General features: G+C 41.9%; 23 protein-coding genes. 12 read left to right on the plus strand and 11 right to left on the minus strand.

Going from position 1 to position 24,681, the window contains the following annotated elements; all coding sequences use genetic code 11:
* Nucleotides 1-41 precede the first annotated feature (41 nt).
* Entirely contained in the window at nucleotides 42-1,538 is a 1,497-nt protein-coding gene (locus tag PSU78_RS04990; protein ID WP_300385163.1) for a diguanylate cyclase, read from the minus strand.
* 373 nt (nucleotides 1,539-1,911) lie between these two features.
* Here PSU78_RS04990 and PSU78_RS04995 point away from each other — a divergent pair, with 373 nt between their 5' ends.
* From PSU78_RS04995 to PSU78_RS05010, 4 genes are all read left to right on the plus strand, one after another.
* Complete coding sequence (locus PSU78_RS04995; protein ID WP_300385166.1) at nucleotides 1,912-4,464, plus strand: chemotaxis protein CheW; 2,553 nt, start codon at nucleotides 1,912-1,914, stop codon at nucleotides 4,462-4,464.
* Between the two features lie 161 nt (nucleotides 4,465-4,625).
* On the plus strand, nucleotides 4,626-5,375 hold the full coding sequence (locus PSU78_RS05000; protein ID WP_300385168.1) for a hypothetical protein: 750 nt from the start codon (nucleotides 4,626-4,628) through the stop codon (nucleotides 5,373-5,375).
* 128 nt (nucleotides 5,376-5,503) lie between these two features.
* Complete coding sequence (gene amt / locus PSU78_RS05005) at nucleotides 5,504-7,018, plus strand: ammonium transporter (RefSeq protein WP_300385170.1); 1,515 nt, start codon at nucleotides 5,504-5,506, stop codon at nucleotides 7,016-7,018.
* Nucleotides 7,018-7,380, plus strand: a complete 363-nt coding sequence (locus tag PSU78_RS05010) for a hypothetical protein (RefSeq protein WP_300385173.1) — start codon at nucleotides 7,018-7,020, stop codon at nucleotides 7,378-7,380. Before amt ends, PSU78_RS05010 begins: the two co-directional genes overlap by 1 nt.
* A gap of 245 nt (nucleotides 7,381-7,625) precedes the next feature.
* Here the strand turns inward: PSU78_RS05010 and PSU78_RS05015 are convergent, their stop codons facing one another.
* The 7 genes from PSU78_RS05015 to PSU78_RS05045 form a co-directional block, all read right to left on the minus strand.
* Nucleotides 7,626-8,507: a TraB/GumN family protein gene (locus PSU78_RS05015; RefSeq protein WP_300385176.1), complete on the minus strand. Its 882-nt coding sequence runs from the start codon at nucleotides 8,505-8,507 to the stop codon at nucleotides 7,626-7,628.
* 83 nt (nucleotides 8,508-8,590) lie between these two features.
* Nucleotides 8,591-10,729, minus strand: coding sequence for a YgiQ family radical SAM protein (locus PSU78_RS05020; RefSeq protein WP_300385245.1), 2,139 nt, complete (start codon nucleotides 10,727-10,729; stop codon nucleotides 8,591-8,593).
* Nucleotides 10,730-10,843: 114 nt separating this feature from the next.
* Entirely contained in the window at nucleotides 10,844-11,194 is a 351-nt protein-coding gene (locus PSU78_RS05025; RefSeq protein ID WP_300385179.1) for a DUF3147 family protein, read from the minus strand.
* 12 nt (nucleotides 11,195-11,206) lie between these two features.
* The gene (locus tag PSU78_RS05030; protein ID WP_300385181.1) at nucleotides 11,207-12,601 is read right to left on the minus strand and encodes a copper oxidase; all 1,395 of its coding nucleotides are present in this window, start codon (nucleotides 12,599-12,601) and stop codon (nucleotides 11,207-11,209) included.
* A gap of 1 nt (nucleotide 12,602) precedes the next feature.
* The gene (locus PSU78_RS05035) at nucleotides 12,603-13,985 is read right to left on the minus strand and encodes a TolC family protein (protein WP_300385184.1); all 1,383 of its coding nucleotides are present in this window, start codon (nucleotides 13,983-13,985) and stop codon (nucleotides 12,603-12,605) included.
* Entirely contained in the window at nucleotides 13,975-15,186 is a 1,212-nt protein-coding gene (locus tag PSU78_RS05040; protein ID WP_300385187.1) for a DUF2231 domain-containing protein, read from the minus strand. Before PSU78_RS05040 ends, PSU78_RS05035 begins: the two co-directional genes overlap by 11 nt.
* Nucleotides 15,187-15,265: 79 nt before the next feature.
* A complete protein-coding gene (locus PSU78_RS05045) occupies nucleotides 15,266-15,622 on the minus strand; it encodes a hypothetical protein (RefSeq protein WP_300385190.1) in 357 nt (118 codons plus the stop codon).
* An 84-nt stretch (nucleotides 15,623-15,706) separates the two neighbouring features.
* Between PSU78_RS05045 and aat the strand changes: the two genes are divergently transcribed.
* Entirely contained in the window at nucleotides 15,707-16,408 is a 702-nt protein-coding gene (gene aat, locus PSU78_RS05050) for a leucyl/phenylalanyl-tRNA--protein transferase (RefSeq protein ID WP_300385193.1), read from the plus strand.
* Nucleotides 16,409-16,425: 17 nt separating this feature from the next.
* Nucleotides 16,426-17,187, plus strand: a complete 762-nt coding sequence (locus PSU78_RS05055) for an arginyltransferase (protein ID WP_300385196.1) — start codon at nucleotides 16,426-16,428, stop codon at nucleotides 17,185-17,187.
* A 218-nt stretch (nucleotides 17,188-17,405) separates the two neighbouring features.
* On the opposite strand, the gene PSU78_RS05060 is transcribed toward PSU78_RS05055, so the two are convergent.
* Nucleotides 17,406-18,497, minus strand: coding sequence for an ADP-ribosylglycohydrolase family protein (locus PSU78_RS05060; protein WP_300385199.1), 1,092 nt, complete (start codon nucleotides 18,495-18,497; stop codon nucleotides 17,406-17,408).
* Nucleotides 18,498-18,722: 225 nt separating this feature from the next.
* Here PSU78_RS05060 and PSU78_RS05065 point away from each other — a divergent pair, with 225 nt between their 5' ends.
* A complete protein-coding gene (locus tag PSU78_RS05065; protein ID WP_300385202.1) occupies nucleotides 18,723-18,869 on the plus strand; it encodes a hypothetical protein in 147 nt (48 codons plus the stop codon).
* Nucleotides 18,870-18,897: 28 nt separating this feature from the next.
* Here the strand turns inward: PSU78_RS05065 and PSU78_RS05070 are convergent, their stop codons facing one another.
* A complete protein-coding gene (locus tag PSU78_RS05070; protein ID WP_300385205.1) occupies nucleotides 18,898-19,518 on the minus strand; it encodes a LexA family transcriptional regulator in 621 nt (206 codons plus the stop codon).
* A gap of 226 nt (nucleotides 19,519-19,744) precedes the next feature.
* Here PSU78_RS05070 and PSU78_RS05075 point away from each other — a divergent pair, with 226 nt between their 5' ends.
* Nucleotides 19,745-20,155, plus strand: coding sequence for a DUF2177 family protein (locus PSU78_RS05075; protein WP_300385208.1), 411 nt, complete (start codon nucleotides 19,745-19,747; stop codon nucleotides 20,153-20,155).
* 151 nt (nucleotides 20,156-20,306) lie between these two features.
* On the opposite strand, the gene PSU78_RS05080 is transcribed toward PSU78_RS05075, so the two are convergent.
* Nucleotides 20,307-21,230 (minus strand): sugar nucleotide-binding protein, encoded by a 924-nt coding sequence (locus PSU78_RS05080; protein ID WP_300385211.1) that lies wholly within the window; start codon nucleotides 21,228-21,230, stop codon nucleotides 20,307-20,309.
* A 120-nt stretch (nucleotides 21,231-21,350) separates the two neighbouring features.
* On the opposite strand from PSU78_RS05080, the gene PSU78_RS05085 reads away from it, so the two are divergent.
* The 4 genes from PSU78_RS05085 to aroA all read left to right on the plus strand — a co-directional run bounded on the left by PSU78_RS05085 (nucleotide 21,351) and on the right by aroA (nucleotide 24,674).
* Nucleotides 21,351-21,917 (plus strand): MarR family transcriptional regulator, encoded by a 567-nt coding sequence (locus PSU78_RS05085; RefSeq protein WP_300385213.1) that lies wholly within the window; start codon nucleotides 21,351-21,353, stop codon nucleotides 21,915-21,917.
* 23 nt (nucleotides 21,918-21,940) lie between these two features.
* Nucleotides 21,941-22,357 (plus strand): thiol-disulfide oxidoreductase DCC family protein, encoded by a 417-nt coding sequence (locus PSU78_RS05090; protein ID WP_300385216.1) that lies wholly within the window; start codon nucleotides 21,941-21,943, stop codon nucleotides 22,355-22,357.
* A gap of 150 nt (nucleotides 22,358-22,507) precedes the next feature.
* On the plus strand, nucleotides 22,508-23,380 hold the full coding sequence (locus PSU78_RS05095) for a prephenate dehydrogenase/arogenate dehydrogenase family protein (RefSeq protein WP_300385248.1): 873 nt from the start codon (nucleotides 22,508-22,510) through the stop codon (nucleotides 23,378-23,380).
* 10 nt (nucleotides 23,381-23,390) lie between these two features.
* On the plus strand, nucleotides 23,391-24,674 hold the full coding sequence (gene aroA / locus PSU78_RS05100; RefSeq protein ID WP_300385251.1) for a 3-phosphoshikimate 1-carboxyvinyltransferase: 1,284 nt from the start codon (nucleotides 23,391-23,393) through the stop codon (nucleotides 24,672-24,674).
* Nucleotides 24,675-24,681: the final 7 nt, after the last annotated feature.

Below are 24,681 nucleotides of genomic sequence, written 5' to 3' on the forward strand. Positions count from 1 at the left end.
CCGTTAAGTAATTATAATCTCTTAACTTGTGTCGCATTTTATTAGACCATTACAGTTTGCCAGCGGATTAAAGCTTCAGCGCCGCTAATAAGACCTGTTGCAAAATTGACCTTTGGTTGGTAATGCAGCAAAAACTCACCATTTTCTATCGCAAGCCGCAAGCGATACTCCATCGTCACGCGCTCGGTTAATGCTTCATTCAATTCTTGCGTATAAATTTGATAGTTGTTACGACCAGCCTTCTTGGCTTTATACATAGCCGAGTCAGCATTTTTAAGGAGTGTATTCGGTTCGATACCATCATCAGGATAAACACTAATGCCTATGCTAGAAGTGACAACATAATCTAGCTCATTAATGACACAAGGCGCGGCGATAGTGGTCAATACACGCTGCATACTGATTAAAACGTCATTCACACTCTCGATATTAGTCAGCAATATCACAAACTCATCGCCACCTAATCTCACCACAGTATCGACTTCACGAATACAACTAGAGAGTCGTTTAGACATAATCAATAGCAACTGATCGCCGACCTCATGCCCCATACTATCGTTGATGAGCTTGAACTGATCAAGATCGACAAAAGCCACGGCCATTTTATTGTTGTAACGGTCTGCAAAATTGATGGACTGTTGCAGTCTATCATTCAGCATATAGCGGTTAGGTAAACCCGTCAGGCTATCATGTTTGGCTTGGTGCTCAATTTTGTGATCGTAGTTTTTACGTGCTGTAATATCCTCAACTGTACCTTCGTAGTAGAGTAAATTTCCAGCTTTATCATGCACCATGCGTGCATTTTCAGAAATCCAGATAGTGCTATTATCTTTTTTATAAACTAGTGACTCGAAGTTATGCACGCTTTGATTGGCTAACATGGCTTGCACAAACTCTTCACGACGACCAGGCGTCACATAAAGCTGTTGCTGTATATTGTTAAGCACACTAATCAGTTCTTCTGGTGAGGTATAACCATATATCTTGGCTAATGCAGGGTTAACAATCAGATAGTTTCCATTAGGCGATGTCTGAAATATCCCTTCAATCGCATTCTCAAAAATAGAGCGATAACGAAACTCTGCATCATGCAGTGACTGTTCAGCAACTTTACGTTGTGTAATATTCTGGATAAAACCTTCTATCGCATGTACTTTACCTTTTGCATTATAAATTGGGTTACCTCGTTCACAGACCCAAATAATGTCAGTATTTGCATGACGTATACGATATTCAACCTCAAAGCGTTTGCCTAACTTAACAGCTTCGTCAATCGCTAGCCTAACTTGCTCTCTGTCATCTTTAAAGATTATCTCTTCATAAGAAACTATGTTGTTAAACATTAAATCATCAGGAAAGTAACCAGTTAAATCTTTACATCCATCACTCACATAAATCATGGTCCAGTGCTGATCATAAAGATTGCAATAAACCAAGCCCTCTAGATTGTCGACAAGCGTATCGAGCATGCGCTGACGATCATGCACAAAGGCATCAATAGAAATAAGGCATTTAGCTTTTGGTAACTGCGAGTTCATGTTTTTGGCTGCGTAATAGATCAGTGTCCATAAATACGCATTTACTAAGCATAATTTATGCCACATAGAAAACAGTTGATGACAAACCCTGCTTTCGCTAGCAATCGACAGATGAATGATCAGCTATCAGGGTATTAGCATTAATCATTTGGAAGAGTTTCTTGGTAACGTACATTTTTAGGTGCATCAATTACAGAACACGCACCAAAGTTAGCTATTCAAAATACATTTCAAGACCTGCCAATAGCTAAACCTATGAACAACTTGCTAAACACTCTTTTTATTATGGCTTGAATTTTGCTTAAATAACATTAAATATAAGCATAGCAACAGCGACAGCGACAGCGACAACAATAACTTTACAGGTATTCTCATGAATAAAATCACTACCATTCAGCTTGATAACTTTCTCCCTTATATGAGAGATGTCATCCGTTGTGAACAATCACTGCACGAGTTGAATCTGATGTGGCGCATGATTGAGTCATCGGCGAAAATGAACTGCCCAACCGAAGCTAAAAGCATTCTACCTACCATGGCAGCTACCCGAGCAGGCTTTAATAGGCTAGAAAATGAGCTTGTCTTAAGCTTGGTACAAGAGAAGGTAGCTACCGTATTAAATGAAATTGATACAAAGGCGCAATATGTCATCGATATTTTGGTTCGTAATCTTTATGAGCGCACAGCCGATGTAGGATTTTTAGCCACAGATAACGAGCTATGTGAATTTGTTGCAGGCTTATCAGGCAATGATGAAATTATTCGTGCACGCTTACTCGCCTATAGAAAGAAATACACCGTCTACGATGAAATTATTTTATTGGATGTAGATGGCAATGTTTTAGTGCATATTGATGAAGAAACACCTATTGAAGGCAGCTTAGACCCTCTCATTAAAGAAACATTAATTTCAGATCAATATGTCGAAACCTATCGCGCTACTGATTTACGCCCTAGCAAAAATAAAGCACTGATTTACTCTAAACGAATGCAACATCCTCATACTGGCGAGGTGATTGGCGTGTTGTGCTTATGCTTCGACTTTATAGAAGAAATGGCTAGTATTTTTAAATCACATGGCGACCCATCAGAGCGATCAGTGATGTTGCTACTTGATAGCGATAATTGCGTCATAGAGTCAAGCGATAAGGTATGGGTACCTGTTGGTGCGATAGTGCCAGTCAATGATGATACGCAATCAAACTTAAAAGTATTTAGTGGTCGCAAATATTTAGTAAGCACCTTTACGTCTGATGGCTATCAAGGCTATATGGGGCCAAAAGGTTGGCAAGGTCAAGTGATGACGCCCGTAGATATTGCTTTTACTGGCAAGGAAACTAATGCGCTAAAAACTATAGATCCAGTCGTAGCCGAAGGACTACTCTCACATGCACAATCATTCTGCCCGCCATTATTTGAAGTCATGAATGCGGCATCGACTATACGTCGTGTCGTATGGAATGGGCAGGTAATGACGGCAGGACAAAGTGGTGAGCTAATGAAATTAAAAACCGTCTTAGACCAAATTAGCGAAACTGGCACCCGTAGCAATGAGTTGTTCGCGCAATCGATCAATGATCTATATGAGACAGTGCTCGCCTCTAGGTTAAAAGACTCTGAGTTTGTATCCCATTTATTAGTAGATTTGCTTGATCGCAATTTATATGAGCGTTCGGATGACTGTCGTTGGTGGGCAGTGACGCCCGAATTAAGAGCAGCGTTAGCCTTACCAATCATCGATAGTAAAACTGTCACGCAAATTACCAATATTCTCGAATATATCAATTCTTTGTATACAGTTTATAGCCGAATATTTGTGTATGACAATACGGGTTGCATTGTCGCCAGTACAAAACCAATGGAGGATAGCAATTCAATCATTGGCACAAACATAGACGATATAACACTGTCGCAAGTAATGTCACTGCGTACAGAGCAACAATATTATGTATCATCTTTTGTCGCAGCCACGCTCTATAGCAACGCGCCAACATACATCTACCATGCGGCCATTATGGCGCCAAACAGCCACTCAGTAGTCGGTGGTATCGGTATTGTATTTGACTCATCACCTGAGTTTTCCGCCATGCTGCAAGGTGGAATTGCAGAAAAAGAATCTTTCACCGCTTTTTATATCAATAGGCAAGGTCAAATCATTTCAAGCACAGACCCCTCCCGCCCAATAGGCGCCATTCTGGAGATTGATGCAGATTTGCTCGCCTTACCTAATGGTAAAAGTACTTCTCGTATAGTAATTCATGACGGGCATTATTCAATACTTGGATGCAGTACCTCGAATGGTTATCGAGAATTCAAAGTCAGTGATGGCTACAAAGAGGATGTTATCGCTGTGGTTTATGATTTATTTGGTGAAGTTCGAAGCAGTTACAGCTCTGGGAACAACACAGCATCGATTATTGATGTATCTATGACTCAATCAACAGATCCTGAATTCGCGACGTTCTTTATTGATGGTGGACTATTTGCAATAGAAGCTGAATATGTACTGGAGGCGTTACCAGCCTCAGAAGTTTCTCGCGTTTCTATAGGCAGTGGTTCAGAGCGGGTCGGCGTGCTTGCCATTCAACATGAAAACGAAGGTAAAACCTTTGCGTGGGTATTTGATCTTGGATATTTACTCAGTGGAAAACTTACGGTAGTTAATAGCAACAGCCAAGTCATAGTGATTGAATACCAACAACATAAGATTGGCTTGCTGGTGGGCGCCTTACATTCTGTGGCACAGTTTAATGAAAGCCAAGTGACTACAACACCGCTAGCAGTTGATAGAGACGGCGTTTTAATCAAAAAAATCATCAAAGCGAATAATGGAAAACTTCTTATTCAAGCGATTAATATTAAATATTTGCTCAATATGCTCAGCAGCCCATTTGAACCAGTCGGTCAGAATAGAGAAGTTGCATGAAGCGAATGTAATAACATTTGAATAATATTGCTTAACTCCAATAACTGCAAAACAAGTGATGAGTTTTTGTTACAACAAAACTCTAAAAATAAAGTCGACACACTCAAAACTGGTACAGACTTTGCTTAGCAAATCCATTATCAGTTTTTAAGCTTATTTAAATGATCAACAATCAAAACTCCCAATTGGGCACTACTCAAAACTCAAAACAAAACTCTATTTATTTAGGTTTGCAAAGTGTATTAACTGAAAAAGAAGCAAATGAAGTCATTGAAAAGTGGTCCACTTATTTCAAAGCAACAGGTTCTATATTTAACGGGCTAAATAGCTTTGCAAAAGAAGTTTGTCAAAGCTATGGCATTGCAGATCAGCAACGAGATTTATTAAGAGCGTTACACCGCGCTTTACTGCAAGGGGATAGTGATTTAGCCAGCAATGAGGTGAAAGTCAGTTCGCGTAACAAGCTGCCGATTGAGTTAACAATTGAATCAGCAAATGAACTAAGCAGTGAAACAGATAATAGTGAATTCACAGCACTATTGACCAACCAAGTGATTAACTCTCCAGAGTTTCTAACATTTCAAAGTTTATTTCTTAAAATTCTAGATTTATTAGAGAAATCAGAAGATGGGTTAAGTCGTAAGCTAAACCCATTCTTAATAGAACTAATTCACAGCATGCCTTGGTCAGAAGGTCAGCAGAATCAAGTTCTATCGTTGATTAATACGGGTAAAACTATTCAGTTACGCAACTATAAGCCTGACCAATTAAAGTCATTTTTAAAACATTTGCGCTCTTGGGTGGAATCTGAGATTGGTAGCACTGAAGCTGCGCAGGTGATGAGCTCAGCGATTGAAGCCATGAAGAATCAGCCTGAAAACCTCAACTACAATGTTAAAAAGTTTCTATAAGACAATATTTAATAAGGCATATTTTTTGCTTATATTAAACTAGATAACAATATCTAAAACAGATTTTATAGTTCAAATTGTTAAGTTTGATCCATCAAATAATAGTAAATACTTAGGAATTAAAACTTATGTACTCCAAAAATAGCAGTCTATGGATATGGCTTTTTGCTGTAACAATGAACTTGATGGCACTGCCAGCATACTCAGAAACAACTAATGTTGAAATAAGTCCTAGCCCTGAACCTGCGGTCGTAAGCACAGCTTCACCGGCACCAACAGCCGATGCAACAGACCTCAACTCAGCAGCATCCGCAATCAATACGCAGCCATATGCACCAGAGCAGGCTGCTCAACCAGTTAGCTCCGTCATTGCTACTGTTCCTGTAGCCCCTATTGTTTATACAAAACCTTACTCGGTTGGTTTTGATAAAATTAATTCAGGCGACACGGCATGGATGTTATCTTCAACAGCACTAGTTTTGTTAATGACAATTCCAGGGCTAGTCTTGTTTTACGCAGGTATGGTGCGCAAGAGAAATGTGCTTTCTACCGCTTTGCAAAGCTTTGCAGTCTGCTGTTTGGTGAGTGTTATTTGGATACTTATTGGTTACACCATTGCATTTACACCTGGAGCAACTCCGTTTCTCGGCGGATTTGATCGTCTAATGTTATCTGGCCTTGGTTACATTAAAGCCACTAGCCAGCTGACAGTGAGCCACTTAGCCCCTACCATTCCTGAATCAGTATTTGTCATGTTTCAGATGACATTTGCGATTATTACACCGGCTTTAATTGTGGGTGCCTTTGCCGAACGCATGCGCTTTACAGCCATGTTGTTGTTTATGACCCTTTGGTCTATCTTTGTTTACGCACCTGTGGCGCACTGGGTCTGGGAGCCATCAGGTTTGTTTGCATCTATGGGTGTATTGGATTTTGCTGGTGGAACGGTTGTTCACATTAACGCAGGCGCAGCAGGTCTCGTTTGTGCTTATGTATTAGGCCCTAGAGTAGGTTATGGCAAAGTCCCTTTTATTCCATATAACCTAGTCTATACATTGGTTGGAGCATCACTGTTATGGGTTGGCTGGTTTGGTTTTAATGCAGGTTCAGCATTAGCCGCAGACGGCCGTGCAGGCATGGCGATGCTAGTAACACAAATAGCGGCAGCAATGGCAGCCTTAACTTGGATATTGATTGAATGGATAGTTAAATCAAGAATTACCATGCTCGGATTCGCCTCAGGGGCTGTCGCTGGTCTTGTTGCGATTACACCAGCTTCTGGATTTGTAAATGTTGGTGGAGCATTGGCGATTGGTATTGCTAGTGGTGCATTGTGCTACTTAGGTGCGACTAGCCTCAAGCGCCTATTAGGTGCCGATGATGCATTAGACGTGTTTGGTATTCACGGTGTGGGCGGCCTAGTGGGTGCAGTATTGACTGGCGTGTTTGCGGATAAGGCGATAAGTGGCCTAGATTCGAATGTCGCATTACAAGCCGTAGCTGCGTTTAGCACCTTGGCATATAGTGCAATAGCCACTCTTATTATTTTAAAACTTGTCAATCTAGTCGTTGATTTACGTGTTGACGCTGAAGATGAACATGATGGACTAGATCTCACTCAGCACGCAGAGAGGATAATGTAATGGCAGAGACCTTGCACAGCACTGAAAAAGTTTCAGTAGCCGCGCTTATTAGCGTGATACTGAGGCGTAAAATAAGTCGGACCATTGATATTAAATGGCTAGTTGAAAATGAAGCTTATGCCAAAAACATCATTGCGCTCTCTCGTGAACAAGGATTAACCGACCTCAATAAATATGTCGATCGTTTTGAAATCCTGATGTTTGGAAAGTTATCTACGCCGACAGCCGTAGAAAAATCAAGTGCCACTAAAAATGAATCGACAGCTTTCAAAAAAATATTAACGCCATCTTACGAAGAGGAAGAATCCGAAGACACTACTGAGGTAATGGATCCACATAAATATGTAGGTGGTATAAGATAGAATTTAACCTCGGTAAAATTTTAACTAGGTTAAATTTGGAAAAGTTAAATTTGGCAAGGTTAAAAAATTGATGTTAAACAGCCCATTTTGACCAAGTCACAAGAATATATTGGTGCAGGATTTATATATTGGTGCAATTGTAATGGATAATATATCCACTTTTTTGCTACCAACTTTCTACCCAAGTAGCATGAAGCTATTACGCGGAAACAACTAAGCCTTAATTAACTTAACTGCTATTCAGCTTATTTGATTGGGCTTAGTTTAAAACCTGCTTGTTTTAACCTAGCAATTAAACCGCCTTTACCTGCAAGGTGTGAGGCGCCTACAGCAACAAATACGCTCCTGTTATTAGCTTCTTCTGTGACGCGCTGAGCCATCACCACGTTACGCTCATCCAATAACTTAGCGCGCATTTTTTCCCACAAGGCGGGTGGTAGCATGCCACCTGTAATTTTTTCGTCTAGGGCAGCCACTTTGTTACTATCCCCTGCTAAATAAGCTGCCATTAATGATTCAAAGTCACGCTCTTTCTGCTCTGGACTGCGTTTTAACACGGCGCGTAACATCGTCAGTTGTTCATCGCGGCTAAAACTATCCATTACGCCAAAATGTTCTTTCGTATCCTCAATGCCAATCACTTCTTTGCCAAAATCTTCAGATTTAGTCATCAGTAGGTTGTCTTGCGCGAATGGCGTGAGAGGCTTGGGTGAATCGAACACCACTGCGAGTAGCCAAGGTTTCATATGAGTTGCGACATCACGGTGCATCACGTGAAATTCAGCTAGCGCATATACCTTATCAAGCTCAGCTTCACTCAACATGGTTTTTAAATCACCATCTGGCATTTTGAATACATTTGGATTATTTGGTGCGAGTGTTTCCATCATAAACGCATCGACAGACTGCAACGCATTATCAACGGCTGGCGAAAAATTAGTCACACGATTATCGTCTGTATGCATAGTGCCAAAAAGGTAACTAGTTTTACCTGCAGGCGACTCTACCTTCCAGAATAAACCCTTTTCGGCGTATGCATTAGTTGTAGCAAACGCAAAAAAACTAAATGTTAAAATGGCACTGAATAGTCGTTTGAATTGCAAAACTGGTTTACATTGCAAAATCATGGAGCCGCCTTAAAGTATTAGAAATGTTAGCAATGCAAACACACCTAATACTTTAGCTGAAGCTTTTTAGCTAGCAAAAGCGCTTAGGAATATTTGCGTTTAACTTCTGACACTCGTCTAGGTCGAACAGTTCGCTCAAGTTTTTCACCGCGTACAGTGGTAATTGGCTTGTTCGAAAGCGGCTGCCAAGCTGGTATCAAGTGCTGCTTGCCGTTGCCAATCAAATCCTCACGGCCCATTTTTATTAAGGCCTCACGCAGCATAGGCCAGTTATTAGGGTCATGGTAACGAATAAACGCTTTATGCAATTTACGCACATTACCCGCTTTGGGAATCGGCACATCGTCTGAATCTGCCGTGACTTTGCGCAATGGATTCTTGCCTGAATGGTACATTGCCGTAGCCATTGCCATAGGTGTAGGTGTAAAGGTTTGTACTTGATCTAGCTTAAAGTCGTACTTTTTAAGCCAAAGTGCTAAATTAAGCATATCCAATTCAGTAGTGCCCGGATGCGCCGCAATAAAATAAGGTATCAAATACTGCTTCTTACCAGCTTCAGCACTAAACTTTTCAAACATGGCTTTAAACTCGTCATACGCATCCATACCGGGCTTCATCATTTTACTGAGTACATTCTCTTCAGAATGTTCAGGAGCGATTTTTAAGTAGCCACCCACATGATGTTGCACTAACTCTTTGACGTATTCAGGCGACTTCACTGCAAGGTCATAACGCACACCACTGCCGATTAAAATCTTCTTAACGCCCTTAATGGCACGCGCCTTACGGTACAACTGAATCAAGGCCGTATGGTCTGTATTTAAGTTTTCACAAACGCCAGGATAAACACAGCTCAACTTACGGCAGTTTTTCTCAATGGTCTCTGATTTACAAGCAATACGATACATATTGGCTGTTGGGCCGCCAAGGTCTGAAATCACACCAGTAAAACCTTCAACTTTATCGCGGATTTCTTCAACCTCTTTCAAGATTGATGCTTCACTGCGGCTTTGAATGATGCGACCTTCATGTTCAGTAATACTGCAGAACGTACAACCACCAAAGCAGCCGCGCATAATATTTACACTAAAACGGATCATTTCCCATGCTGGAATTTTTGCATCGCCATAGGCTGGATGCGGTTTACGTGCATACGGCATATCGTAAACGTAGTCCATCTCTTTGGTGGTGAGCGGAATCGGCGGTGGATTTAACCACACTTCTCTATCACCATGTTTTTGCACCAAAGCACGCGCATTGCCAGGGTTAGCTTCCAAGTGCAGCACACGCGAAGCATGGGCATACAACACGGGATCTTGGGCGACTGCTTCATAATCTGGCAAACGTACCACTTGCTTAGCACGATCAGCTTTAGGCTTACGCACAATTTCAATCGCTTTTGTACCTTCAGGTAGCGCTGGTTTGGCATTGTTTTCATCGGTTGCACAACTTGCATCAGCTTTACCCATTTTCATTTCATATGGGTCAACATGCTTTTCAACAGTGCCTGGGCGGTCTAATTTCGTGCTTTCAATCTCACTCCAACCCTCTGGAATCTTTTTACGTAAAAAAGCCGTACCGCGAATGTCTTGAATATCCGCCACTTTTTCACCCTTAGCAATACGATGGCTTAACTCAATCAAAGCCCGCTCTGCATTGCCGTAAAGTAAAATATCTGCTTTTGAATCGATCAGTACACTGCGGCGAACTTTATCACTCCAGTAGTCGTAATGCGCAATACGGCGCAAACTGGCTTCAATACTGCCAATCACCAAAGGCACATCTGAATATGCCTCGCGACAACGTTGCGAGTAAACCAGTACTGCTCTATCAGGACGCTTGTTTGGCGCAGCATCTGGCGTATAAGCATCGTCACTACGAATTTTTCTATCCGCTGTGTAACGATTCACCATACTGTCCATATTGCCAGCAGTCACGCCGAAATATAGATTAGGCTTACCTAACGATTTAAATGCATTGGCATTTTGCCAATCTGGCTGGGCGATAATACCTACGCGAAAACCTTGCGCCTCTAACAAGCGACCAACCAAAGCAATACCAAAGCTCGGATGGTCAATATAAGCATCACCTGAAATCAAAATAATGTCGCAGCTATCCCAACCAAGTTCATCCATCTCAGCACGAGACATAGGTAAAATCGGCGCAGCACCAAACCGCTTCGCCCAGTAAGGGCGATAGCTATGAATGGGCTTTGCGAGCATTGTTGTATATTGTTCCAAGGTATTCACTACAATTTTTTAAGTTTGCGCATTTTACGCGCTAATCGTATGATTAAGAAGCTTTTTTTATAAAAACCTTACTAAAATTAACCCTATCTAAATTAGGTCTATACCAAACTGTTTCACTAATAAGGCGAATAATAAAAAAGTAACGATGGTAAATACTACACAGGTAATCAACGTCAGCACAAAACCCCATTTAGGCAGCAAGTAAGGGAAAAGCAAAAACATAGGCAAAGTTGGCAATACATACCAAAAAGTATAGTAGGCATGATTAGCAATTTTACTGCTTGGTTGATGCTCGACATACAGCCAAATCAGCGTAAGCACCGTCACCAAAGGCAGCGCAGCCATCAAACTGCCAAGCCTGTCACTGCGCTTAGCAAGCTCTGATGCTATGACCACTACGCCCGCTGTAATTAAATATTTAAAAATAATATATTGCATGATAACTCCTGATTAATGTCCCGCATGGCCTGTAGGTTTGCGTACCTGCACCTCTACCTCGGATTTCTCATCAGTAGCGGGTTGCCTTAGCGGTTCTGGTCCATCGCCAACAAACTCATACGCCATAGATCCTTTGGGAAACTGGTAATGCCCAGGGTCTTTGTAATCACCTTTTGCTAATCCTTCACGCACTTTTAAGACAGAAAACATACCGCCCATATTCACATCGCCAAACTGGCCTTTGCCAGTCATCATGGGCAAGGTATTTTCGGGTAATGGCATGGGCATCATCGCTGCCATTTCGCTCATTTCAGACATGCCAGTTTCACCCATTGCCATATAATCTGGCACTAAATTACTGATTTTATCGACTAAGTCATCCTGCTTAACGCCTAATAATGTTGGCACTTGATGCCCCATTGCATTCATGGTGTGATGACTTTTATGGCAATGAAAAGCCCAATCTCCTGGATTATTTGCGACGAACTCAATCGCGCGCATTTGCCCTACGGCAATGTCGGTAGTGACCTCTGGCCATCTTGCGGTAGGCGGCACCCAACCGCCATCGGTACCCGTCACTTGAAATTCATGGCCATGCAAATGAATGGGATGGTTGGTCATGGTGAGGTTACCTACACGAATACGCACTCGGTCATTCTTGCGCACGACAAGCGGATCTATGCCTGGGAATGCACGGCTATTCCATGTCCATAAATTAAAATCTAGCATGGTATTGATTTTTGGTGTGTAGCTTCCAGGGTCAATATCATAAGCATTCAATAGAAAAATAAAATCTCTATCTACTGGCATGAATTTAGGATTCTTAGGGTGCGTCACCCAGCTGCCCATAAGCCCCATCGCCATCTGCGTCATTTCATCAGCATGCGGATGGTACATAAAACTACCTGCACGCTTTGCTTCAAATTCATAAACATAAGTTTTCCCTGGCTCAATTGGGGCTTGGGTTAGCCCACTGACGCCATCCATACCATTTGGCACAGGCTGACCATGCCAATGCACACTGGTCACTTCGGGCAATCTATTGGTCACAAAAATACGCACCTTATCGCCCTCCACCACTTCAATGGTTGGGCCTGGGCTTTGGCCGTTATAACCCCACAAATGTGCCTTCATACCTGGCGCAATTTCACGTACAACTGGCTCTGCCACTAAATGAAACTCCTTAACACCATTTTTCATACGCCAAGGCAAACTCCAGCCGTTCAAGGTCACCACTGGATTGTAAGGACGACCAGTATTAGGTACTAAAGGCGCTTGTGTATTGGCTTGTTCTGCTGAAACGATTTCGGGTAATGCGGCCATCGCTACTTTGCTCACAGTAGACGCGGCGATGCCTGCACCTGCCAATCTGAAAAAGTCACGCCTGCTAAATTTAGAAAAATCCATGTTAATTTCCCTCCATCATATTTTCGTTACCAATCAGCGTCATTTGTAATGTGCTATCGGCAACCCAGAACTCACGTAAAGATTCGATATAGTTTTGCACGCTAGCAACTTGTGCACGAGCATCACCCAGCAGTTCGAATGGGCTGGTCAGCATGCCGTTATAGCGAAGTTGGTTTTCTTGCAGAATTTTTTTACGAAGCGGCACGATTTCATCACGGATATGCTTTGTTACATCGTAATTGGTACGATAAGTGTTGTAGGCCTCACGGATTTCAGACTGTGCATTGATTGCTACGTATGCCGCCCGATTGACCGATTGCATATAAATGGATTCAGCCCGTGCAACGCGTGCAGTGCCCCAGTCAAATATTGGTAACTCGAATGAAAGCTCTACCCCTTTTTTATAAGGATCGCCACGACGACCTTCTAACACTCTTGCGGGACCAATTTCCAGTACATTAATGAGGCGTGTCGTCTTGGTGAGCCCTAGTTGTTTAGCTAACGCTTCCGTTTCTAGTTTAATAGCCTGTAAATCCAGTCGCTGTTCAAAAGCTGATTTCTCAAATGGTTGCAAGTCAGTGAGCGACTCTGGTAAATCAGGGAGGCGCTCTTCTAAATTAAGCTGATCAACTGACACACCTAGCAGTCTTGATAGTGCTTCATACGCAGATACCTGCTTATTGCCTGCATTCGCATAATCTAATGCCGCATCTGCATAAAAACTCTGTTCCCGCGCTTGCTGCAGCTTGTTAAAGTTGCCTGCCTTTACCATCCTTCTTGCTAATTCAGCACTGGCTTCTGCAGATTCTTTTACTTGCTCGCTATAGCGGACTTGCTCTGTTGCTGCAACTGCATTGAAATAAGCAATACGAGTGTGATTTGCGATTTTAATCACTTCAAAAGCGGTTCTTTTCTGAATTTGCACAAATCGCTGACGTTCAATTGCTTGCATTCTTGGCATGGTTAACAGCGAAAAAATATTGAAAGTCAGTATTTGTTCAATTTTATAGTCACCATCATTACGTGTGTAAAGCATAGAAAACTTGGGATTAGGTAAACGGCCAGCTTGTACTAAATCTGATTCCGAAATACCCAAATTATAAAAATCTGCCTGTAACCCTTTATTGTTCAGTAGCGCTACTTGTACGGCTTGATCTGCGTTTAAACGTTTTGATAACAATTCGTTCACACGTTCAGTGACTTTGTTTTTTTCACCTTCTGTTTTTGGCCAAACAACCTCTTGTTTAATATGTTTTTGAGTAGTATCTTGCACAGCGCCAAAACCACCATCTTTAGAAAATGTGGCACAACCGCCAAGCGCAAAACTGACACTGATAAGGGCGATTAAAGTGCGAGATTTGAATGTTTGTGTATTAGTGCTCATGCGACTCTCCTTTTTCATCATCTGGATGTTCTGCGTGTACATCAGGCTCGGTCTTAAGAGTCGTGTGTGAAGGTGCGGTAGCATCTGCACTATGATGGTGACTATGACCAGCGCCTTCACTGATTGGCAGTGATAGCACGCCTATGCCATGCCGATAAACCACCTCCCCTCCCAGCCATCCTGTCACTGCGATTGCTTGGGACAGCAGCAAAAGTAAAAAAAGCATTGGAACTGATATGAGTTCATTAACACGATACTTCCATGCATCCCAGCTAGCGAGCAAGATTAAACCTAAAGCCGTGGGAATTGCCCAGAAACGGTGTAACAACATGGCTGTATGTCCTGCATCATCATGGTTGACCGAGTTAAATGCTAACCAGCCAAATAATACAGCCGTAGCAGCGCCGATAGCAGCGAGCCAAAGGGTAAAGTGTCCAGCGGCAGCCAGCTGTGTCGAGACTGGATGACTTCGCCTTGCGTAAGCAGCGATACTCAGCAGAAATGCTATAACAGTTAAGGCAATTGGGAAATGCACCACAATCGGATGAAAATTAGGGATTATCTGCAAGGATATGGCTTGTGTTGCTGGTGCAATCATTGAGGGCACTGACATCCCTGCATGTTCAGACCGTTGTGTAGATGCATGCCCGTGTGGTTGAGATTCATCTTGAGTGGCATCTTCTACCCTTGGTTGCATGTCATTCGGCTTTAACTCACTCATCTTTGAATGATCCATGGCTTTCATGTCTGACCCACCGTGATTGTGCACAGCCATTTCGTCATGGTTCATGTCAAGCATATCTTCTTTTTTCATGGACTGACTTGCTGACTTGCTATCAGGCATGGATTTCATGTTGTCATGATCCATTCCTGGCATTGCCGCCATTACATGGTCGTGTTTCATTTGGCTGTGATCCATGCCCTCCATTGCAGGCATTCCTTTGTCATCGGAAGCCATATTAGCCTTCTGTTCCGCAGTCATTTCATGTTGCATACCTGCCATGGAGTGTCCAGCATGGCCGTCATTTGAAGGCACGTTTATAGATTTCCAATCTGACAGGTTGTCGTCAGTTAGGGGTTTATAATCATCGAGAGATGATTGGTAGGTATTGGTCTCTTGAGATGCATCTGCGGCCCATAGAGGCGTAGATGTTCCTAAACCAAGAGAAAGAATAAACAACGATAAGTTGAATAGTTTCATCGAAATCTCATTTCAAAAATAAATGTGGTGAATCAGCAACAGGCAAAAGCCTGCTGCTGAACTGAGTCCATCTGTTTACTTAAGAAATGGGAGGTCTTTGTGGTCGGGCACTGATGTGCGAAAGATAGCTAGGTTCAAACAAGCTCACAGTTGTAACTTGAATCTGAGATTGCATCTCGTCTAATTGACTAGGAGGTAAAATTGTAAAACAGGCCATACAATGACTGCAATCTTTACAGCTTGCATGCGTGTGCTGCTTTTCATGGGATTGCTGTGTGTTGGGCACTTCGTGGCAATGCTCAACAGGCGCTTCTGCATGACTAGGGTTGACTTGTACAGGGGCCATCATGCCGCTTGCATAAACAGTTTCACTAATAAAAACTGTCAGCAATAGCAACACGAATAACCTTAAAAGCTGATGTGATGACAAAGACATAGGATTCATTTAATCATAAAGGCTAAACAAGGTAAACTAACATTTATCTTCCATGTAACTGACCAACAAATTCACATAAAGTTTATGAGTTACGCCTATTATCAACTGCCTAATGGACGAGTCGCTAGCATAGACGACGACTGTGAGTTTCCGCCTTTATTTATGGCGTTAAAAGAGCCAAACGGTTTAATTGCAATTGGTGGTGATTTATCGGCAGCGCGCCTGTTGACAGCCTATCAACAAGGCATATTTCCATGGTTTAGTGAAGGCGAACCTGTGATGTGGTGGAGCCCAAGCCCGCGCATGGTACTTTTTCCTGATGAATTAAAAGTATCGAACTCACTCAAAAAAACACTCAAAAAACAGGCTTTTGAAATACGTTTTAATACAAGCTTTCGTGCAGTCATGACAGCTTGTAGCAACACTCTTAGATTAGATGAAAACAACAATCCAGCAGGTACTTGGATTAGCTTTGAAATGATTGAAGCTTACTGTGAACTTAACCGCTTAGGCTATGCCATAAGTATGGAAAGCTGGCTTGACAATCAATTAGTCGGCGGCTGTTACGGGATTAAAATTGGGCGCATGTTCTATGGAGAAAGTATGTTTCATCATGTGACGGATGCTTCAAAAGTAGCCTTTGTAAACCTAGTCAAATACTTACAAACCCAAAACGTTAGCTTGATAGATTGCCAGATGAAAACACCCTTACTCGCAAGCTTTGGCGGACGTGAAATTGATCGAGAGCTATTTATGCAACATCTAACATTTTTGACACAGTCTTAATTGAATAAGCACTTAACATGACAACGCCATCAGAGCCGCCTTTAAATAAGCTGCAATTTTACGTGACCACTGGCTACACTTGTGGCTACTTGCCCAATAAACTTGCACAAAGTTTAATTGCTACACCACAGCATTTAATTGATGCTCACATATACAGCGGCCTGATTCAGCAAGGCTTTAGACGCAGTGGTAAGTTTGCTTACAGGCCTCATTGCGAAAGCTGCCGAGAATGCATACCAGTGCGAGTCAAGCTAAATGACTTTGTGCCAAATCGCAGCCAGAAACGTGCATTCAAACAGCATCAGACCCTCACCACAACTATTTTGCCGATTGCTTACCATGAAGAGCATTACGAACTTTATGCGGCCTATCAACTAGCACGACATGCAGAGTCTGAGAAAAATTCTGAGCTAGAATCAGAACAAGATACCGAAACTGAGAAAATTGAACAATACCGAAGTTTTTTATGCCAAACCAATGTAGAAAGCGTGATGGTGGAATTTAGAGAAAATAATCAACTTAAAATGGTGAGTGTGATTGATATTGTGTTCGATGGCATTTCAGCCGTTTACACTTTTTACGACACCAGCGACACACACGCAAGCTTAGGCACTTACAACGTTCTGTGGCAGGCTGAATGGGCTAAAACCCTAAACTTTCCTTACTTATATTTAGGCTATTGGATTAGAGAGAGTAAAAAAATGGCTTATAAACAAAATTATAAACCACTAGAAATGTTGATTGATGGTGAATGGACGATAGCGCCAATCAATGTTTAGATCGGCATACCTCTGCTTCAACTTTCGGTTTACATAGATGACATGCCTATTAGGCTCCAAAAAGACTACACATCCCAATCTAATAACATCAACCAATAAGAGAAACATCCAAGTCTAAATATTGTAAAAATAGCCTAAAAACTTAGTGTTGTTACAAAAATTGAGCTAACTTACTTCGTCAAAATTTCGCAAAATCATACAGAAAATTAAATTTTTGACTATTCAAACCGCGCAATAAACTGTTCAATTTCTTCATTTAATTCAGCATGCGCTGTTAGTCCATCAATCCAGCGTGTTGGAATTGCCTCTACTCCCAAGGACGCACCAAGTATAGCGCCTAGTACAGCACCGCGATGACAGTTGTCGCCACCGACATTGGTATTGGCGATTAATGCATTTTCAAAATCATCATAATGGCGCGCAGCTAAGTAGAGCACTGAAGGGAAAGCTTGGTCGATGTAGCATGCTGGGCTAAGTAGACCACCTATAATCTCAAGATCTGAGCTTTGATTGCGACGCACATTCTCAAGAACCTTAGACGCAGGGAAGCCAAGGTTGCTCGAGGCCTCACAGGCAAGCTGTTCTATATTTGGGTTGCTATCGTTAAAAATATGAAACAGTAGCTTACTCAGCTCAAGTGTGTGCTGTTCAAGCAAGGATGATTGATGCGTCAGGCGTTGTTGCGTTAGCGCAGAAGCATTGATAGTAGCTAAATCACCTTCACGAATGGTAGCCATCATAACCAAAGGCAAGCTGACCAAACCGCCCATAGATGCCGTATCATGACCATCAGTTCCTGCACAGTTTTCAGGGGCTACGCCTTGTGCAAAGTTTGCAAAAAAGTCTCGATGGTAAGATTCTGCATAGGTGTCGTTATGCCGATCTGGCTCAGTCATAAAACGAATATATTCCCGCAGAAAATCTGCTGAGTCGTAATGGCCAACAGTATTTAAGGAGCGGAGTAATACACGAGCACACAATAAATTTAGTGTGTTATCACCAGCCTGCATCCCTTGATGATAGTGGCGATTGGCTTGTCCCCAATGTTGCTTTTTCCCTTTAAGAATAACGTTGCCAATAATGTCACCCTCTTGCGAACCTCGCCCTGCTTTAGCCGTGTTAGCTAAAGCCATAATTGAGTTTGGATGATGCTCCTTAGGTGCTTGGTAGTCACTAACAGTGCCAAAGTCTTGCCATAAGGCCGCAATGTTGTAATACCAATGCACTGGCATAGCCAGTGCGTCGCCAACAAACATACCCCACAGTGCGCCTCGCATGCGATCTGCCCTATTGAGTTGAATGCGACTCATCGTGTCATCCTTATTTAATTAAATATTTTGCTAACTGAATCAATGTTTGTGGCCACAATTTAACGGTGAAGTTCACATACTGGCATTCATAATTTAATTATTATTGAATGTCATATAAGTGAAACATGTTGCACTTATAATCAGTAAGTATTAGTTTTACTAAAGCGAAGCCACAAGCTTCATTCGTTATAAACAAGAAACCAAAAGTTTCTTTTAAGGATTTAAATGCGTACCCATCAAAACAATCATGTTGAAAATAACATCTCACTCCCAAAAACAAATAAACTTTTACGTTTTGCCTTTCAAGGCTTATTCGTGACTGCCGTATTTATCGTACCGCCAGTTGCAGCGATTAATTTCTTAATCGTTTAAAACAACTTAGCTGTTGCAGGCTCGGTGATTACTTAAAGCGTCTAAATGAACCTGTCACAACACCCCAGATTTCAAACTGCATTTCTTCTTTGATTTCTATGGGATTGAAAGCAGGGTTTGCAGGTAGTAGTCGTGGCATTCCATTTTTAGCTTTGCCTAAAGTCTTGATGGTAAATTCACCATCGACCACTGCCTTCACAATATCTCCAACACTGGCTTGTTTAGAGCGGTCAACCACAGCCTTATCACCACTGAGTAATCCTGCATTAATCATGGACTCACCTTGTATGGTGACAAAGAAAGTAGCGTCTTCTTTGTCTATCAGATACTCATTGGCATCTAGGCGCTTTTCTACATGATCATCCGCTGGTGAAGGGAGCCCAGCAGGGACTTTAGAACCAAACAAAGGTAGATAGGACGATTTAGCTGCTTTTGCAGGGAGTATTATTTCATTGACTGGATCAAGTCCATCTAGTTGATGCTTGCGTTGGTAAGCTAATAGGAAGTCAGTGATCACAGCCTTTTGACTACTCGGTATACGCAGTACTTCGGTAGGCTCACCAAACTTACCTGTACCGACTTTGCGACCTGCGCCTGAGCGCAAACCTCCACATTTTTTATCTGAACTATTAGATTGATTATCACTCATTTGATTATTGTAACAACAATAAGGCAAGTTGTTATCTATCGCTGGTAAAATATTTATCTGCTGATACACTAAGATAGTATGTAGTGGTGCTTAATATAGAGACCAACAAAAAAGCATAGTCACTTCATCACCCTAGTTAAGTAAAGCTTATCAATATTAATAGAAATTATTCACATTTAATTTGAGGTTTACAGCGTAACTTTAAATATTTAAAGGCAGGAATCAATTGATTAAACTATTACCCGCATATATCACTATTATCGTGGTGATGTTCGTTTTGGATCTCGTTTGGCTAAGCATGTTGGCGGAACCTCTTTATCAAGCTGGCATTGGACATCTGATGGCCGCTAAACCCAATCTAATGTTTGCAGGTTTATTTTATCTTGTTTACGCATTAGGGCTTATGCGGTTCGCGATACTACCCAACATTGCTGCGAGAGGAATTAAAAATACTTTTGTTGCAGCTGCTGTATTTGGATTTTTTATATATGCAAGTTACGACTTAACCAATTTAGCCTTGTTGAAAGATTGGCCACTTAGGCTATCTGTAATAGATATTGCTTGGGGTACATTATTAAGTGGAGTCAGCGCATCGGTTGGTAAGCTAGTTTTCAATAAAATGAGCAAATCTAAATAGACTCTCGATGCTTTAAATCAGACGAATATTTTTATTCGTCATGAACGATTCCAACCATTTAATTTCGGCAATCTTAAGCTTTAGCTTAGAGCAAAATTTTACTTACTCGAGCATTTCATCCATAGTAAACATCAATGGGAGCTTTGTGCATTTATGAATGGCTATTACTAATAGCATAGACCTCATAACAATCTACATTGATATTCACGCCTACTTCAGTCGGCCTGTGCCCCAACAATTCAGGCAGCATATTTTTTGCAGGCACGTTATAGCCTTGCATTAACTCAAAGTGTCCAAATGACAATGGCGTCCAAGCTAACAAGTCAAAAATATGACTAAATAATCGCACCACAACTTTAGGCGCTGCTATTTGCAAAGCGTGTGTGTGTCTAATTTGAGTGCGCAATTTAGTCAGGTACTGCTCAATAGCAAAAACTTCATTGCCACCAAGTTCGATTATTTTTGGTAGCTTATCAAAATTCATTTGGCATAGATTCGCGACCGCCTCTCCCAAATCAGTCACTTGTAATGGCGCAATCAAGCCTTGTGACTTCATCACAAATTGCACAGGCCATGCTGCCACTCGCCTAAACCATCTGGCGCCATAACCACCAGCGCCATCTAACAATGACGGGCGAACTAAAATCGCTTGTGCTCCACTGCTTAAAATGCCTTGTTCACCTGCAAACTTTGAACGTATAAAACGACTTTTTGCGAGGTTTGTTAATCCAATCGCAGAAATATGAATTAACCGCACATTGAGCTTGGCACAAGCCTGCGCTAAAGCCGTTGGTGCTAAATTATGTACTTTGTCATAAGTTTCACGGGTTGATTGAAAATGTGATTGAAGGTTTCTTTCACGCAAAATACCAACAGAGTTAACGACAACATCGATGCCTTTCAATACAGGCAGCCAATCATCTACAAGCGTCATGCTGTGCATGCGTATGCTCACCGTATCAGTATTCTCAGCAAAACTACGACTACCTATTAGCACCTGAACACCCTGCTGCTTGAGCTTTTTAACAATACTGCTACCTATAAAACCGTTACCTCCCAACACTAATACTTTCATTTTCTCCACCTCATAAAATACAAATCTATTATTTCTTTAATTTCTGTATTGACAGAAATATATGACGAATGAGATACTGTGTCAAATAGTTTTTAAAGTGCTTCAAAAAGGACAGATAAAATGAGTACAGAAAGCAACATTGAATCAAACGAAAAAATTCAATTAAGCGAGCTAGGCAACCAGTTTATTTTGCATTGGGGTGAAATGGGCGCACGCTGGGGCATCAACCGCACAGTGTCACAGATTCATGCATTTTTATATTTTATTGGCAAGCCAGCAAACGCAGAACAAATCGCAGACACCTTACAAGTAGCACGCTCCAACGTGAGCAACAGTCTTAAAGAACTGCAAAACTGGCACTTGGTGCGTATTACTCACATGATGGGCGACAGGCGTGATTACTTTGAAACCTCACTTGATACTTGGGAATTGTTTCGCACAGTGATTACCGAACGCAAAGCACGAGAGTTCGACCCAACCGTACAGTTTTTAGAACGTTACTTATCAGAAAATACATTTAACAACAATGAATTAGAAGCTAAAAAACGCGTCCAACAAATGCTAGAACTGATGCAAACGCTTTCGATTTGGGGCGATGAAATGATTAAACTTAAACCTGAAACACTAACAAAAATCATGAAATATGGCGCAAAAATTCAAATGTTGATCCGCGGCAACAATACATAAAACATTGCATAAAGGAAAATAAAATGACACAAAACATACAGTTTCCACTCACTATTTATTACGACGCCTCTTGCCCTCTTTGCGCCAGCGAAATGCACACGATTAAAGAAACTGACTTTGAAAATAAATTAATCTTAGTCGATTGCTCAAGCCAAGCATTCAATGAACCTGAGTTTTGCCCAACCACCAAAGAAGCCATGATGGAGCGTATTCACGCGCAAGATGCTGCAGGCAATTGGATTAAAGGTGTGGATGTTTTCTCAGTTGCCTATGGTGCAGCAGGATTTAAAGGTTTGGCAGCATTCTGGGATAGTGAGATTCTAAAGCCAATATTGAGTCGCGCTTATCCATTTATTGCAGATAACCGTCACTGGTTATCAAAAACACCTTTGCCGTACTTATTAAATAGCGCTTTACGACTCTGCGCGCCTGAGCGTTAAATAATTTCTCACTATTAAATAACCCTGAAAATTAAGAAGAAAGGATAGCTAAGAGTTAAATAGCAAAAATGCTACAATTTAGTTTCGCGATTGATCGCACTTCTTTATGTAGCATTTTTTGGTGTAGCATTTTCTGCTAAATATTTAAATTTGAAAAAAATCGTCATTTTTGGTGTGGGTTTGATTGGTGGCTCTTTTGCTTTGGCGCTTAAAAAGGCCAGCGCAACCCATATTACAGGTATTGGTCGCAGCCAAGAAAGTCTGCAAGAAGCACTAAACCTAGGTGTGATTGATGCGTTTTCTAATACTCAAGCAACCAACATCCATGCGGCACTTCAAGATGCCGACTTGGTAATGATTGCAGCCCCAGTTGCACAAACAGCCAGCATTTTACAAAGCATAAAACCACATTTAAGCAACAACACCGTCATTACTGATGCAGGCAGCACAAAGAGTGACGTTTTGGCGTGTGCAAAAGAAATATTAGGCGAACAATTCAACCAGTTTGTCGGCGGTCACCCAATCGCAGGCGCAGAGAAAAGCGGTGTCACCGCTGCAATGGCTGATTTATACACAGGTAAAAATGTTGTGTTAACGCCTACTGCGGAAACCAATAAAAGTGCCGTAGCCATAGTCGCCGAATTTTGGCGCAAATGTGGCGCCAATGTGAGTGAAATGCCAGCAGAAACGCATGACAGTATTTTTGCAGCAGTGAGCCATTTACCACATTTGCTAGCATTTGCCTTAGTTGATGACATTGCCTCACGCCCTAATGCTGCACAACTATTTAGCTTCGCTGCCAGTGGCTTTAGAGACTTCACTCGAATAGCAGGCAGTCATCCCGAAATGTGGCGCGACATCAGTTTAGCTAATAAAACAGCTTTATTAAGTGAATTAGAAGCCTACCAAAACGAGTTGTCGCAACTCAAAAAATTACTCATCAACGAAGACGGTGCTGGCTTACAAGCACTCTTTGACCGCGCAAGCACCGCTCGAAATGCTTGGGCAAAAAATAGACAATAAAGACATCAAAATGGAACAACTTACCCTACCCGCCAGCCATCAAGCACAAGGCTCAATCACGCTTCCTGGTTCAAAAAGCATCTCTAATCGCACACTGTTGCTAGCGGCATTATCAACTGGCTCTACACAAGTAATTAACTTACTGGCCTCAGATGACACTGCTCGCATGCTTGAATCTTTGGAAAAGTTAGGTGTAATACTTGAAAAGACAAGTGGCGGAATATTGGTGCATGGCTGTAGTGGCGATTTTCCAAACAAAAACGCCGAACTGTTTTTAGGTAATGCAGGTACAGCTTTTAGGCCGCTAACTGCAGCACTTGCTTTTTCAAATGGTCATTACACACTGAGCGGCGTGCCTCGCATGCATGAACGGCCCATTGGTGACCTAGTTGATGCTTTGCGTCAAGCTGGCGCAAATATTGAGTATTTAGGCAATGAAGGCTATCCCCCACTTAAAATTTCACCAGCCAATGTCGATGTAAGTAAACCTATTGAAATTCGTGGTAATGTTTCCAGTCAATTTTTAACTGCATTATTGATGGCACTTCCACTCACAAACCAGAATTCCACTATTAAAGTGATTGGCAAATTGATTTCAAAGCCATATATCAACATAACGGTTAGGTTGATGCAACGTTTCAACATAACCGTTCCACATGATGATGAATGGCAAAATTTCACTATTTCAGCGGAACCGACCTACAAATACTCTGGCGACATTATCGTTGAAGGTGATGCCTCATCTGCCTCATATTTCCTAGCGGCAGGTGTGATTGGTGGCAAGGTGAAAGTAGAAGGCGTTGGTGAAAACAGCATTCAAGGCGATATACATTTTGCAGAGGCGCTTGAGCTCATGGGCGCGACAATCAACTATGCAGATAACTGGATGGAAGCTAGTGCGCCACAAGGCAGACTAAGAGCTATTAATTTAGATTGCAATCACATACCCGATGCAGCAATGACATTGGCAATTTTGGCTTTATTTGCTGAAGGCACAACGACCTTGCGTAACATCGCCAGCTGGCGTGTGAAAGAAACAGACCGTATCGCAGCCATGGCAACTGAACTACGCAAAGTGGGAGCAACTGTAGAAGAAGGTGCCGATTACATTAAAATCACCCCGCCCGCTCAACTTACGCCTAATGCGGTGATTGACACCTATGACGACCATCGCATGGCAATGTGCTTTTCACTAGTTTCACTGGGCGGCGTGCCTATTACGATTAACGATCCTAAGTGCGTCAATAAAACATTTCCTGATTACTTTGCACAATTTGCGAGCATCGTTAAATGAGTTTGGT

The organism is Methylotenera sp., from assembly GCF_029945705.1.
Classification (GTDB): domain Bacteria; phylum Pseudomonadota; class Gammaproteobacteria; order Burkholderiales; family Methylophilaceae; genus Methylotenera.